The organism is Pseudomonas sp. PAMC 25886 (assembly GCF_000242655.1).
Taxonomy (GTDB): Bacteria; Pseudomonadota; Gammaproteobacteria; order Pseudomonadales; family Pseudomonadaceae; genus Aquipseudomonas.
The window spans coordinates 74,337-86,440 of record NZ_AHHC01000063.1; the positions used below are offsets into that span (position 1 = coordinate 74,337).

General features: G+C 61.3%; 15 protein-coding genes. 7 read left to right on the forward strand and 8 right to left on the reverse strand.

The genetic code is table 11. The annotated features are described in order from the left end of the window. Nucleotides 1–6: 6 nt before the first annotated feature. From ureG to ureE, 3 genes are read right to left on the reverse strand one after another with little or no spacing between them, the layout of a single operon-like run. Nucleotides 7–621 carry an urease accessory protein UreG gene (ureG, locus tag MUM_RS0121425; protein ID WP_010173923.1) on the reverse strand — a complete coding sequence of 205 codons (615 nt, stop codon included), beginning with the start codon at nucleotides 619–621 and terminating at the stop codon, nucleotides 7–9. Nucleotides 622–630: 9 nt separating this feature from the next. Continuing rightward, nucleotides 631–1,305 (reverse strand): urease accessory protein UreF, encoded by a 675-nt coding sequence (locus tag MUM_RS0121430; RefSeq protein ID WP_010173925.1) that lies wholly within the window; start codon nucleotides 1,303–1,305, stop codon nucleotides 631–633. Beyond that, nucleotides 1,302–1,802: an urease accessory protein UreE gene (gene ureE, locus MUM_RS0121435; protein ID WP_010173926.1), complete on the reverse strand. Its 501-nt coding sequence runs from the start codon at nucleotides 1,800–1,802 to the stop codon at nucleotides 1,302–1,304. Before ureE ends, MUM_RS0121430 begins: the two co-directional genes overlap by 4 nt. Nucleotides 1,803–2,139: 337 nt before the next feature. Between ureE and MUM_RS0121440 the strand changes: the two genes are divergently transcribed. Further along, nucleotides 2,140–2,628 (forward strand): C40 family peptidase, encoded by a 489-nt coding sequence (locus MUM_RS0121440; RefSeq protein WP_010173928.1) that lies wholly within the window; start codon nucleotides 2,140–2,142, stop codon nucleotides 2,626–2,628. 1 nt (nucleotide 2,629) lies between these two features. Here MUM_RS0121440 and MUM_RS0121445 read toward each other — a convergent pair whose 3' ends face one another. Together MUM_RS0121445 and MUM_RS0121450 are read right to left on the reverse strand one after the other, a co-directional pair. Continuing rightward, nucleotides 2,630–3,262 (reverse strand): TetR family transcriptional regulator, encoded by a 633-nt coding sequence (locus tag MUM_RS0121445; protein ID WP_010173930.1) that lies wholly within the window; start codon nucleotides 3,260–3,262, stop codon nucleotides 2,630–2,632. A gap of 151 nt (nucleotides 3,263–3,413) precedes the next feature. Further along, nucleotides 3,414–3,863, reverse strand: a complete 450-nt coding sequence (locus MUM_RS0121450; protein WP_010173932.1) for a hypothetical protein — start codon at nucleotides 3,861–3,863, stop codon at nucleotides 3,414–3,416. A gap of 368 nt (nucleotides 3,864–4,231) precedes the next feature. Between MUM_RS0121450 and MUM_RS0121455 the strand changes: the two genes are divergently transcribed. Then, nucleotides 4,232–6,301, forward strand: a complete 2,070-nt coding sequence (locus MUM_RS0121455; protein WP_010173933.1) for an AsmA family protein — start codon at nucleotides 4,232–4,234, stop codon at nucleotides 6,299–6,301. Nucleotides 6,302–6,346: 45 nt separating this feature from the next. Here MUM_RS0121455 and MUM_RS0121460 read toward each other — a convergent pair whose 3' ends face one another. Together MUM_RS0121460 and MUM_RS0121465 are read right to left on the reverse strand one after the other, a co-directional pair. Next, entirely contained in the window at nucleotides 6,347–6,877 is a 531-nt protein-coding gene (locus MUM_RS0121460; RefSeq protein ID WP_010173935.1) for a ferritin-like domain-containing protein, read from the reverse strand. 98 nt (nucleotides 6,878–6,975) lie between these two features. Next, nucleotides 6,976–7,887, reverse strand: coding sequence for a LysR substrate-binding domain-containing protein (locus MUM_RS0121465; RefSeq protein WP_177325009.1), 912 nt, complete (start codon nucleotides 7,885–7,887; stop codon nucleotides 6,976–6,978). 124 nt (nucleotides 7,888–8,011) lie between these two features. On the opposite strand from MUM_RS0121465, the gene MUM_RS0121470 reads away from it, so the two are divergent. The 3 genes from MUM_RS0121470 (at nucleotide 8,012) to MUM_RS0121480 (ending at nucleotide 9,920) form a co-directional block, all read left to right on the forward strand. Beyond that, a complete protein-coding gene (locus tag MUM_RS0121470) occupies nucleotides 8,012–8,653 on the forward strand; it encodes an FMN-dependent NADH-azoreductase (RefSeq protein ID WP_010173938.1) in 642 nt (213 codons plus the stop codon). 1 nt (nucleotide 8,654) lies between these two features. Further along, nucleotides 8,655–8,960, forward strand: coding sequence for a DMT family transporter (locus MUM_RS0121475; RefSeq protein WP_010173940.1), 306 nt, complete (start codon nucleotides 8,655–8,657; stop codon nucleotides 8,958–8,960). A 69-nt stretch (nucleotides 8,961–9,029) separates the two neighbouring features. Continuing rightward, a complete protein-coding gene (locus MUM_RS0121480) occupies nucleotides 9,030–9,920 on the forward strand; it encodes an esterase/lipase family protein (RefSeq protein ID WP_010173943.1) in 891 nt (296 codons plus the stop codon). Here the strand turns inward: MUM_RS0121480 and MUM_RS0121485 are convergent. Beyond that, the gene (locus MUM_RS0121485) at nucleotides 9,917–10,792 is read right to left on the reverse strand and encodes a DMT family transporter (protein ID WP_010173945.1); all 876 of its coding nucleotides are present in this window, start codon (nucleotides 10,790–10,792) and stop codon (nucleotides 9,917–9,919) included. The genes MUM_RS0121480 and MUM_RS0121485 overlap by 4 nt on opposite strands. Before the next feature lie 97 nt (nucleotides 10,793–10,889). Here MUM_RS0121485 and MUM_RS0121490 point away from each other — a divergent pair, with 97 nt between their 5' ends. Both MUM_RS0121490 and MUM_RS0121495 read left to right on the forward strand, forming a co-directional pair. After that, nucleotides 10,890–11,684, forward strand: coding sequence for an AraC family transcriptional regulator (locus MUM_RS0121490; protein WP_010173947.1), 795 nt, complete (start codon nucleotides 10,890–10,892; stop codon nucleotides 11,682–11,684). Between the two features lie 63 nt (nucleotides 11,685–11,747). After that, the gene (locus tag MUM_RS0121495) at nucleotides 11,748–12,062 is read left to right on the forward strand and encodes a PsiF family protein (protein WP_010173948.1); all 315 of its coding nucleotides are present in this window, start codon (nucleotides 11,748–11,750) and stop codon (nucleotides 12,060–12,062) included. The last annotated feature ends 42 nt before the right edge of the window (nucleotides 12,063–12,104 follow it).

A 12,104-nucleotide genomic window follows, 5' to 3' on the forward strand; every position in this document is an offset into this window, starting at 1 on the left:
GGGTGGTCAGGCTGCGGTCAGCAAGCCCTGGCGTTCGATGAAGGCGACGATTTCTTCCAGGCCGACGCCGGTTTTCTGATTGCTGAAGACAAAGGGTTTGCCTGCGCGCATGCGCTGGGTGTCGCTGTTCATCAGCTCCAGGGACGCGCCCACCAGTGGTGCCAGGTCGATCTTGTTGATCACCAGCAGGTCGGATTTGCAGATCCCCGGGCCGCCCTTGCGTGGCAGCTTGTCGCCAGCGGACACATCGATCACGTAGATGGTCAGGTCCGACAGTTCCGGGCTGAAGGTGGCCGACAGGTTGTCGCCGCCGGATTCCACCAGGATCAGGTCCAGGCCGGGAAAGCGCCGGTTGAGTTGGTCCACGGCTTCGAGGTTGATCGAGGCGTCTTCGCGAATTGCGGTGTGCGGGCAGCCGCCGGTTTCCACGCCGATGATGCGCTCGGGCGCCAGGGCCTGGTTGCGCACCAGGAAGTCGGCGTCTTCGCGGGTATAAATATCGTTGGTGACCACCGCCAGGTTGTAGCGGTCGCGCAGGGCCAGGCACAAGGCCAGGGTCAGCGCGGTCTTGCCGGAGCCGACCGGGCCGCCGATGCCGACGCGCAGGGGTTGTGTGTTCATATGCTTCTCCTAGGAACGGAACAGGCGGCTGTACTGGCGCTCATGGGCCATGCACGCCAGGGACAGGCCGAACGCGGCGCTGCCGTAGTGATTGGGGTCGAGTTGGCTGGCATCCTGCTGAGCCTGTTGCAGCAGCGGCAGCAGTTCACTGGTCAGGCGCTGGGCGGCTTGCTGGCCCAGGGGCAGGGTTTTCATCAGCACTGCCAGCTGGTTTTCCAGCCAGCTCCACAGCCAGGCGGCCAGGGCGTCGTCGGGGCTGATCTGCCAGGCGCGGGCGGCCAGCGCCCAGCCGAGTGCGAGATGAGGTTCGCCGCGTTGCGCCAGAAAATCCCGAGCGGCGGCGTCCAGCTCCGGCAAGCCGTTGAGCAGTTGTGCCAGGGAATAACCCATCTGCCGGCTTTCCTGATACAGCTCGCGGGTTTCGCGGCTGGCGCGGTGCTCTTCACACAACTGCGCGAGGCGCGGCCAGTCTTCTTCGGCTGCGGCCTTGCAGTGCGCGAGCAACAGCGGCGCCTCGAAGCGCGCCAAATTGAACAGCAGTTGATCGCTGATCCAGCGTCCGGCACTCGCCGGGTCGGTCACGCGCGCTTGCTCCACGGCCATTTCCAGGCCCTGGGAATAGCTGTAGCCACCAATCGGCAGCTGCGGACTGGCCAGACGCAACAGCGCCCAAGCTGGGTTCATAGACGTACGCCGAACTGGTGCAGCTTGGGCGGGTAGTTGAAGTCTTCGTCGCCATGGCGGGAATGATGATGGCCGCCGCCATAGGCGCCGTGTTCCGGCTGGAACGGCGCTTCGATGGTTTCGGTCGTCGCGCCCAACTGCTCGAGCATGGCCTTGAGCACGTAGTCATCGAGCAGGCGCAGCCAGCCGTCACCCACTTGCAGGGCCACGTGCCGGTTGCCCAGGTGATAGGCGGCACGGGTCAGTTCGAAGGCACTGCTGCAGGTGACGTGCAGCAGGTGTTCAGGGCGGGCACACACGCGTACGACACGTCCGTCTTCGGCCTGTAGGAATTCGCCATCGTGCAGCGGCGGTTGGCCGCGCTCCAGAAACAGGCCGACGTCTTCTCCGTCGGCACTGAAACAGCGCAAGCGGCTTTTGCTGCGGGCTTCGAAGTTCAGCAGCAACTCAGCGGCCCAGACGGGTTCGGGGGCGATTCGGCGGTGGATCACCAGCATCAGAAAGCTTCCAGCTATGAGCGATAAGCAAGCTAGAGCAAGGGTCTTGCCAACCACGCGGGGAGTGGGAATTCCCTGTAGGCAGGCGGCTTGTGCCACCTGATGGCGCAGGAAATTATTCCAAAATGTTTCATTTTGGTGCGTGACGGGATTTATAGCACTGGATTCGGGCGTTCGGCGTTGAAATGCAGTAAGCGGCGCGTGAAATTTCTTTCATCTTTATGGAAATCGAATTGTTTCGGATTTTTCCCACGCAGTTAAAGGATTCGGAGTTCATTGGATTACGTGCTGCTTCATTAGGATTCCGCTCCGTATTTAATCCACAGCGGTTTCCACCATGTACAAGTCATTTTTCTGTTTACTGATTGTCAGCCTGTCGTTGGCCATTTCATCCGCCTCGGCCAACCTCCAGCGCCCGATCTCACTGGAGGCATCATCTTCCATCACCAGCGTGATTGATCGCGCCCATTCTCTGTTGGGCACCCCTTACAGGATGGGCGGGACGTCAGTGGCCCAGGGTTTCGATTGCAGCAGTTTCCTGGTGTACCTGTTCAAGACCGAAGCCAATATTCATCTGCCACGCACCACCGCTGCGATGCACCGCTCAACGGCAGCCACGGTCAAGCGCGATGCACTGCAACCGGGTGATGCGGTGTTTTTCAGGGGGAATGGGCGTGGCCAGGTCAGCCATGTCGGCCTTTATATAGACGAAGGCAAGTTCATTCACTCGCCACGTACGGGCAAAAGTGTGCGCATCGATTCGCTGGCCAACCGTTACTGGAGCAGGAACTACACCACCGCCAAGCGGTTTCACGCCGTGCGCTGAGTTATTCGGTGCTGCCCAGGCCTTGCCAATGCTTGAGGCCGATAAAGATGAAGCGCAGTTGCTGGGTGATCTTGGCCTGGGGCGTGAGATGGGACGGCAGCGCTTCGGCGGGCGGGTCAATGATGTCGGGCAGGGTGGCGAACACGCTCTTGACGATCAGGTCGGCCATCACGTGCAAGCCGTCGGCATCCAGGTGCTGGAGCTTGGGCATCAAGGTCAGGTCGGCGGCGAGGTCGCTGGCGATGTCTTCGCGCAAGGCGCCGATGGCTTGGCGAACGGCAAGGCTGCCACCGTATTGCTCACGGGCCAGGAACAGGAATTGCGAACGGTTGGCGGCGACCACATCGAGGAAAATCCGCACCGAGGCATCGATGATGCCGCCCATCACGAATTCATTGTGGCGCACCAGGCGGATCGTCGCGCGGAAGGTCTGGCCGACTTCACTGACCAATACCAGGCCCAGTTGATCCATATCGGCAAAGTGACGGTAGAAACCGGTGGGCACAATGCCGGCGGTCTTGGCCACTTCACGCAGGCTCAGGCTGCCAAACCCACGGCCACACTCCATCAGATGGCGGGCTGCGTCCATCAGGGCGAGTCGGGTCTGTTGCTTCTGTTCGGCACGGGGCAGCATTGGCAGGCGGGCTTTGTGGACAAGGACAGCGACGCACTCTAGCAAATCAGCTTTGCCAGCGTCGAACTTCAAAAGGGAGAAGGGCGTTGCGGTTCACACAAAGTCAAAGCCCGATCGGGTGATCGGGCTTTTTTCCAGGGCCAGCACGGGCTTAGCTCTGTGCTTGATGCAGTTCTTGCAGACGGTCAGCACCGCCTTCCGCTACGCCGTCGGCATAAGCGCGTTTGTTGGCACGGCTCGAACCGTCTTCAACCAGACCTTTCTGTTCCAGGCGATCACGGCCACCTTCGGCAACAGCGTTGCGTTCCATCAGGCGATCAGCACCGCCTTCAACCAGGCCTTTCTGTTCCAGACGATCACGGCCGCCTTCAGCAACACCTTCGGTGTAAGCGCGTTTGTTGGCTTGTTCCGAACCGTTTTCAGTGATGCTGCCGTTGTAGTCGGTGTTGTTCTTGTCCGAAGCACCGCTGCGCGCCAGGGTTTGGCTAACGTGGGAGGCATCGGCTTTCACTTGTGGGGTGGCCTGTTCAGCCGCTGGCAGGGCAAATGCGCTGGTGGCCAGGACGGAAAGTACAAAGCTTGCGAGTAATTGGCGTTTCATGATGGGTTGCTCCTTGGGAGGGCGATAAATTGGGTACAGGGCTAATGCTACTCTTGATAAGTCGATATAAAAGTTCATAAACACAATGGTAATAATCAACAGAATTGATTGTTCTCGGCGAGGGCTCTATCTCGCAGGTCTCAAGCCCGCGCTTTTGCACCGTGGTGGGTATTTTCGACACGATCGTGGGTAACAACGGTGCGCCGTCGATGATGGAAACTGTCGAGTTGGTCAGGAAACGCGGTTTTTACGGGTAATTCTTCAATGGGGTTAAACCCCCGCGCCGTTTGTCAGTCGTAGCCATATAAGCTGTAGTCAAAACGTGCGCCGCAAGGCGCCCGCTCAGTCGTAACCTGGAGTCCTGTGCAATGACGCGCACTCGTAAAATTCTCGCCTGGAGCTGCGCCAGCTTCGTTTTGTTAATCGCCATCGTGGTGTTGGTCCTGGTGTTCTTTGACTGGAACCGGATTAAGCCGCCGCTCAATGCCAAGGTCTCCGAAGAGCTGCACCGCGCCTTTGCCATCAACGGCAACCTGGCGGTGGTGTGGCAGCGCGAGCCCGATGAAGGCGGCTGGCGCGCCTGGGTTCCGTGGCCCCATGTGATTGCCGAAGACCTGACCCTGGGTAACCCCGACTGGTCGAAAACCCCGCAGATGGTCACCCTCAAACGCGTGGAGCTGCGCATTTCGCCCCTGGCGTTGCTGGCCCAGCGCGTGGTGATCCCGCGGATCGACCTCACCGAACCGAGTGCACAGTTGCAGCGCCTGGCCGACGGCCGCGCCAACTGGACCTTCAAGTTCGACCCCAAGGACCCCGACGCCGAACCGTCCAGCTGGGTGGTGGACATCGGCGCGATCGGCTTCGACAAAGGCCACGTGACCCTCGACGATCAAACCCTCAAGACCCAACTCGACGTGGTGATCGATTTGCTCGGCAAGCCGATTCCCTTCGGCGAAATCGTCGGCGATGCCGATGCCAAGAAAGCATTGGAAAAAGGCTCGGCGCCGCAGGACTACGCGTTCGGCCTCAAGGTCAAAGGCCAATACCACGGCCAGAAACTTGATGGCACTGGCAAGATCGGTGGCCTGCTGGCATTGCAGGACGCGGCCAAGCCGTTCCCGCTGCAAGCCCAGGCCAGGATCGGCGACACCAGCATCGCGCTGGCCGGCACCCTGACCGACCCAATGAACCTCGGCGCCCTCGACCTGCGCCTCAAACTCTCGGGCAGCAGCCTGGGCAACCTGTATCCGCTCACCGGCGTGACGCTGCCGGATTCGCCGGCCTATTCCACCGACGGCCACCTGATCGCCAAGCTGCACGAAGCCAGCGGCGCGTCGTTCCAGTATGAAAACTTCAACGGCAAGATCGGCAACAGTGATATCCACGGCAACCTCGGTTACGTCGCCAGCCAGCCACGGCCCAAGCTCACGGGCGCGTTGGTCTCCAACCAACTGCTGATGACTGACCTCGCGCCATTGATTGGCGCCGATTCCAACGCCAAGCAAAAAGCCCGTGGCGGCGAAAGCAAGCAGCCGGCAACCAAAGTGCTGCCGGTGGAAGAGTTCCGCACCGAGCGCTGGCGCGACATGGATGCCGATGTTGAATTCACCGGCAAGCGCATCGTTCACAGTGCCGAGTTGCCGTTCACTGACCTTTACACCCACCTGGTGCTGAACGATGGTCAGTTGAGCCTCGAGCCCCTGCGTTTCGGCGTGGCGGGCGGCAAGCTAGACGCGCAGATCCGCCTCAACGGGCGTACCACGCCGATGGAAGGCCAGGCCAAACTCACCGCGCGCAATTTCAAGCTCAAGCAGCTGTTCCCAACCTTCGAACCGATGAAAACCAGCTTTGGTGAACTCAACGGTGACGCGGACATTTCTGGGCGCGGCAACTCCGTTGCGGCGTTGCTCGGAACGTCGAATGGCGATCTGAAGATGTTGATCAACGACGGCGCCATCAGCCGCGGGCTGATGGAAATCGCCGGGCTTAACGTCGGCAACTACGTGGTCGGCCGCCTGTTTGGCGACAAGGAAGTGAAGATCAACTGCGCGGCCGCCGACTTTGGCATCAAGTCCGGCCTGGCGACGACTCGCTTGTTTGTGTTCGATACCGAGAACGCCATCATCTACATCGATGGCACGGCGAACATGGCCAGCGAGCAGTTGGACCTGACCATCACGCCAGAGTCCAAGGGCTTCCGCCTGTTCTCCCTGCGCTCGCCGTTGTACGTCAACGGGCCGTTTATCAAGCCCAATGCCGGGGTGAAAGCCGTGCCGTTGATGTTGCGTGGCGCGGGCATGGTTGCACTGGGGGTTATTGCCGGGCCAGCGGCGGGCTTGCTGGCGCTGGTGGCGCCGAGCGGCGATGAGCCGAACCAGTGTGCGCCGTTGCTGCAACAGATGAGGGAAGGCAAGGCACCGAAGACGGTGAAAGGCTAAAAAAAGGGGAGCCATTTGGCTCCCCCTTTTTTGTGCGGCGGTTGCTTACAGGTCTTGCAGAATATCCGCCATGTCGTCGGCGTGTTCTTCTTCCTGGGCCAGGATGTCTTCGAAGATCCGGCGGGTGGTCGGGTCTTTATCGCCAATGTACTGAATGATCTCGCGATAGCTGTCTACCGCGATGCGCTCGGCGACCAGGTCTTCGTAGACCATTTCCTTCAGCGTATTGCCGGCCACGTACTGGGCGTGGGAGTTCTTCGACAGCAGGTCGGGGTTGAACTCCGGCTCGCCGCCCAGCTGCACGATGCGCTCGGCCAGCTTGTCGGCGTGTTCCGCTTCCTGGGTGGCGTGTTCGAGGAATTCCTCGGCGGCGACATGCGCCTTGACGCCATTGGCCATGAAATAGTGGCGTTTGTAGCGCAGCACGCACACCAGCTCGGTGGCCAGCGATTCGTTGAGCAAGCGCAGGATTTCCTGGCGGTCGGCGTCATAGCCTTCGGTTACGGCACCGTTTTCGACGTTCTTGCGGGCGCGCTCACGTAAGGTGGCTACGTCAGACAAATGTGAGTCAGTCATCTCATTCTCCTGGTACTAATCCGGTTTTGCGCCACGCTCTGCCGGCGTGATCGCTCCAAGTTGTGAGTCCCAGGCAACGCAAAAAGTTTTATCGGATTTTACAACGCGTGCCCCGACAGCCGTGCTTCCTCCTGCAACCACTCAAAAAACGCCCGGACCGGCGGGTGCCGTTCGCGGCCCGGTACGCACAGGGCGCTGTAGCCGGCGCCGTCGACGCGGATCTCTGGCCGGTAGGGCACCAGCAGCCCACTGGTGACGCTTTCCGAAACCAGGATATTGCTCGCCAACACCAGGCCCTGGCCGGCAATCGCCGCTTGCAGGGCATAGTGTTCTTCATCGTATTCGCGCAATGGCGAGGCGGATTGCAGCCAGTGTTCCCCGGCCTTTTCGCACCAGGCCTGCCAGCCCAGGGCGTAGAGCCTGGAGTTGTGCCAGCGCACGCTGATCAAGGTCGGGGTGCGCTGGCTGGCCAGGGCGACCTGTTCGGGAGAGCCGTACACCGCAAAACACTCGTCGAACAAACACAAGCCATGCAGGTTCGCGTAGTCGTCCAGGCTGTAGCGGATTACCAAATCGACGCTGGCATCTTGCTGCAAGTCCACGACGGCGCAGTTGGTGTCCAGGCGCAGGTTGATGTTCGGGTGAGCGGCATAGAAGCGTCCCAGTCGCGGCACCAGCCACAAGGCGGCGAACGCGGGCGTGGTGGACAAGGTGAGATGGCCGGCGCTGCGCTGCGGGCGCAGGGTGTCGACGCTTTGCGCTACGTCCAGCAGTGCGCCATGCAGGCTGATGAACAGTCGCTCGCCACACTCTGTCAGGCGTACCTGGCGTGGCAGGCGCTCGAACAATGGCACGCCGAGCCAGGTTTCCAGGGAGCGAATCTGGTGGGACACCGCTGTGGGTGTCACCGACAACTCCTGGGCGGCGGCCTTGAAGCTCAGCAGGCGCGAGGCCGATTCAAAGGCACGCAGGGCGGTCAGGGGCAGCGAGGCAAACATGTGGGGCTCCATGGATGAAATGATTTCATCCAAAGCAACTATTGCTCATTTGTGAGGCTGGCGGCCCGGCTCTAGATTTGTGCGCAAGAGAGGCCGCCATTCAGGTTGCCCGAGTCTAACGCGTGAAGGCTTACAGATGAAAAAAATGCTTGCGATCCATTCCAGCCCCCGTGGCGAACGTTCCCATTCCCGGCGCCTGGCGGAGGTGTTTCTGGCCGCCTGGCACACCGCCAACCCGGACGCGCACCTGACCCGCCGCGAAGTCGGCCGCGCGTCGATTCCCCATGTCAGCGAAGCGTTTATTGCCGCCAGCTTCCACCCCGAACCCCAGTCCATGCCCCTGGCCATGCACGCGGATTTGCAACTGAGCAATGAGCTGGTCCGCGAGTTGGTCGAGCATGAACTGCTGGTGATTTCCGTGCCGATGTACAACTTCGGGATTCCCAGCGGCCTCAAGGCCTGGATCGACCAGATCGTGCGTATGGGGCTGACGGTGGACATCACCCAGGACAGCCAGGGCATTGCCCAGTACAAGCCTTTGCTGTTGGGCAAAAAGGCATTGATCATCACCAGTCGCGGCGGCAGCGGCTTTGGCCCGGGCGGTGAAAACGAGGCGATGAATCACGCCGACCCGCACCTGCGAACCGCGTTGGGGTTTATCGGCATCGAAGACGTCATGGTGATTGCCGCTGAAGGTGAAGAGTCCGACCCCAGCGTTTTCCGCCGCTCCTGCGATGCGGTCGAAGGTCAGTTGCGGGACCTGGCAGGGAGCTTCTGACGTGTCCTGGCTCTTCCTGCTGATTGCGGCCGGGTTCGAGGTGACCTTTGCCATGAGCATGAAATACGCCGACGGTTTCACCCGGCTGTGGCCATCGCTGATCACCGTCATCGCGGCCGTGGGCGGGATCTACTTCCTGACCCTGGCCATGCGGGAGTTGCCGGTGAGCGTCGCCTACCCGATCTGGACCGCGATTGGCTCGCTGGGCACGGTGTTTCTCGGGTTTGCGTTGCTGGGGGAGAGCCTGACGCTGATCAAGCTGGTGTCGGTGGGGCTGATCGTCGCCGGCGTGGTGGGCCTCAAGTAGCGTCATGGCTTGGTCACGGAGGCTGGTCTAGGATGGGCCCATCGCCTCGCTTTCAAGGACGTTCGCTCCATGCCGCAGTCATTGGCTACACGTTATCCGCTGGTGCTGGTGCCGGGGATGTTGGGGTTTGTGCGCCTGGTGCTGTACCCGTATTGGTACGGCATCGTCCCGGCGCTGCGTGCCGGCGGGGCGCAGGTGTTTGCGGTACAGGTGGCTCCGCTCAATTCCAATGAGGTGCGGGGCGAACAGCTGCTGGCGCAGATCGAGACGATTCGCCGGGAAACCGGAGCCGACAAGGTCAACCTGATCGGCCATAGCCAGGGCTCGCTGACGGCGCGGTATGCGGCGGCCAAACGCCCGGACTGGGTGGCGTCGGTGACCTCGGTGGCCGGGCCCAACCATGGCTCGGAACTGGCGGATTACTTCCACACCCATTACCCGGCGCACAGCGCCAGGGGGCGTATCCTGAGTGTGTTGCTGCGGCTGGTCGGCGTGCTGATGGGCCTGCTGGAAACCGGCTACCGCGGCCCGCGTTTTGCGGCGGACATTCATGCGTCCCACCAGTCACTGACGAGCGAAGGCGTGGCCTTGTTCAATCGCCAGTATCCCCAGGGCATCCCGGACACCTGGGGCGGGCAGGGCGCCGGGGAGGTCAATGGCGTGCGCTATTACTCCTGGTCCGGCACCTTGCAACCGGGCAAGACGGACCGTGGCCGCAACCTGCTGGACGGGACGAATCGCAGTTGCCGGTTGTTCGCCAGAGCCTTTGTGCGGGAGAAGGGCCAGTGCGACGGCATGGTCGGCCGCTGCAGCTCGCATCTGGGCACTGTGATTGGCGATGACTACGCCCTGGACCACTTCGACATCGTCAACCAGTCCCTGGGACTGGTGGGCAAGGGCGCCGAGCCGATCCGGCTGTTTGTCGAGCATGCCCGGCGCCTGAAGGAGGCCGGGGTTTAGCCTGGCCTGACCGGTGTTGTCCAACGCTCCGACAAAATCACCCCGCCCAGCGTCAGCAGTCCACCCACCAGGTGATACATCGCCAACTGCTCCTTCAGCACCACCGCCGCAATCAGCGCCGTGATCAGCGGCAGCAGGTTGAAAAACAGCGTGGTACGGCTCGGGCCCAGGGTCTTCACCGAGTGCATCCACGCCAACGGCGCCAGCATCGAGGCCAACAGGCAGGCATACAGCACCAGCGGGATGTTCGACCAGCCAAGGCCGGCCTTGTCGGAGAACAGGAACAGCGGAAACAGCACCACGACCGCCACCAGCACCTGCAAATACAGCAATACCAGCGGCGGCAACCGCAGCTGCCATTTTTTCAGCAGGGTGCTGTAGACCGCGTAGGCAAGGGTGGCCACCAGCATCATCGCGTCACCCAGGTTCAGGCCGTGTTGCAGCAGGGCGCTGAGGCTGCCGGCCGACACGACGACCACCACACCGGCGAACGACAGCACGGCACCGGTGAGGGCGCCGAAGGTCAGGCGCTGGCCGAGGCTGATGATTGCGGCGGTGAGGGCCATCAGCGGCATCAACGAGAGGATGATGCCCATGTTGGTGGCCGAGGTCAGGTTCGCGGCGTAATACGCCAGGCTCTGATACACCGCCATGCCCAGCACGCCGAGGATGAAAATCTTGCCCAAATTAGGGCGAATCAGCGGCCAATTGGCGATGACGGGCTTGAGCATGAACGGGGTAAACAGCAGGCCGGCCAGCAGCCAGCGATAAAAGCCGATCTCGGCGGGGAAAATCGTCCCTACCGCGAGTTTGTTGACCACGGTATTGCCGGCCCAGATAAAAATGGCCAATAACGGATAAGCGTATTGCATCGAGAAGAACCAGTTGCGTCTATGAGGGGTAATTATCCTTTGTCTGGATCGACGCCTATACTTCGATCCAGCCATCCGACCTTTGTATCCAGACAACATGCTCAAGAAGTACATCAACCTACCCGATTTCGACCAGTTGCCGTCCCCGGTGTACTTCCGTTATTCGGAGTTCGAGGCTGACACCCACGCCAGCGCGCACCAGCATGCCTGGGGTTCCCTGGACTACTCGGCCCGCGGCGTGATGCGCTTTGAAGTGGCCGGGAGTCGCTTCATGTCGCCGCCGCAATACGCGGTGTGGATCCCCCCGAACACCCAACACAGTTCCTACAACGCCCAGGCGATTGTCTACCGCTCGGTGTACCTGGGGCCCGCGCTGTGCGAGCAATTGCCGCCGCAGCCGTGCACCCTGGCCATCAGCGATATCCTCAAGGCGATCCTCAGTGATTTCGCCGACCGTGATGTCAATATTCCCGAGAGTGAAGCCGATATACGGCTGGCCCAAGTGTTGGTCGACCAGCTCAGGCAGGCGCCGGTGCATGATTGTTTCCTGCCGTACGCCAGCCGCCCCGGGTTGCTCAGTGTGCTCGAGGGCATGCAAGCCGATCCCGGGGATAACCGCGCGCTGGCCCAATGGGCGGAGCAGGTGCATGTCAGCGAACGCACCCTGGCCCGGCAATTTGCGCGTGACCTGGGGATGAGCTTCGGCGAATGGCGCCAGCGCCTGCGATTCCTGGCGGCCATCGAGGCGCTGGACAGCCCCCGCAGCGTGCAGGAAGTGGCGTTTGACCTGGGCTACAGCACCGCCTCGGCGTTTATCGCGATGTTTCAGCGCCAGGCCGGCTGTACCCCGGAGCAGTACCGCCGAACGAATATACGCAGTAGGAAGGTGTAACAGGGTTTGACTACACTGCTGGGGAGGCCGTGCCCCTCGGCACGGTAACAGGGAGAAAACTCCATGAAGATGCTGCGTATTCCGCTGTTGATGATGGGCCTGCTGTTGTGTTCCCAAGGCTTTGCCGCGACTGCCGCACAGACGGCTCAGCAACAAAAAATGACCACGTGCAACGCCGAAGCCAAGACCAGTGGCAAAACCGGTGATGAGCGCAAGGCGTTCATGAGTACTTGCCTCAAGGCCGCTCCGGCCGCCAACGACGCCAAGACCCTCACGCCACAGCAGCAGAAGATGAAAGACTGCAACGCCACGGCGAAAACCCAGGCACTGACCGGCGATGCGCGTAAAACCTTTATGAGCACCTGCCTGAAGAAATAATAGCCGGGTGCCATAGAAGGCTGCGACACTCGCACACAGCCC

Bases quoted from the DNA above. Each gene is read 5' to 3' on its own strand.
- MUM_RS0121445 (WP_010173930.1), bottom strand. From the start codon at position 3,262: ATGCTGCCCCGTGCCGAACAGAAGCAACAGACCCGACTCGCCCTGATG.
- ureE (WP_010173926.1), bottom strand. From the start codon at position 1,802: ATGCTGGTGATCCACCGCCGAATCGCCCCCGAACCCGTCTGGGCCGCT.
- MUM_RS0121490 (WP_010173947.1), top strand. From the start codon at position 10,890: ATGCTCAAGAAGTACATCAACCTACCCGATTTCGACCAGTTGCCGTCC.
- MUM_RS0121495 (WP_010173948.1), top strand. From the start codon at position 11,748: ATGAAGATGCTGCGTATTCCGCTGTTGATGATGGGCCTGCTGTTGTGT.
- MUM_RS0121460 (WP_010173935.1), bottom strand. From the start codon at position 6,877: ATGACTGACTCACATTTGTCTGACGTAGCCACCTTACGTGAGCGCGCC.
- MUM_RS0121440 (WP_010173928.1), top strand. From the start codon at position 2,140: ATGTACAAGTCATTTTTCTGTTTACTGATTGTCAGCCTGTCGTTGGCC.
- MUM_RS0121450 (WP_010173932.1), bottom strand. From the start codon at position 3,863: ATGAAACGCCAATTACTCGCAAGCTTTGTACTTTCCGTCCTGGCCACC.
- ureG (WP_010173923.1), bottom strand. From the start codon at position 621: ATGAACACACAACCCCTGCGCGTCGGCATCGGCGGCCCGGTCGGCTCC.
- MUM_RS0121430 (WP_010173925.1), bottom strand. From the start codon at position 1,305: ATGAACCCAGCTTGGGCGCTGTTGCGTCTGGCCAGTCCGCAGCTGCCG.
- MUM_RS0121455 (WP_010173933.1), top strand. From the start codon at position 4,232: ATGACGCGCACTCGTAAAATTCTCGCCTGGAGCTGCGCCAGCTTCGTT.
- MUM_RS0121480 (WP_010173943.1), top strand. From the start codon at position 9,030: ATGCCGCAGTCATTGGCTACACGTTATCCGCTGGTGCTGGTGCCGGGG.
- MUM_RS0121485 (WP_010173945.1), bottom strand. From the start codon at position 10,792: ATGCAATACGCTTATCCGTTATTGGCCATTTTTATCTGGGCCGGCAAT.
- MUM_RS0121470 (WP_010173938.1), top strand. From the start codon at position 8,012: ATGAAAAAAATGCTTGCGATCCATTCCAGCCCCCGTGGCGAACGTTCC.
- MUM_RS0121465 (WP_177325009.1), bottom strand. From the start codon at position 7,887: ATGGAGCCCCACATGTTTGCCTCGCTGCCCCTGACCGCCCTGCGTGCC.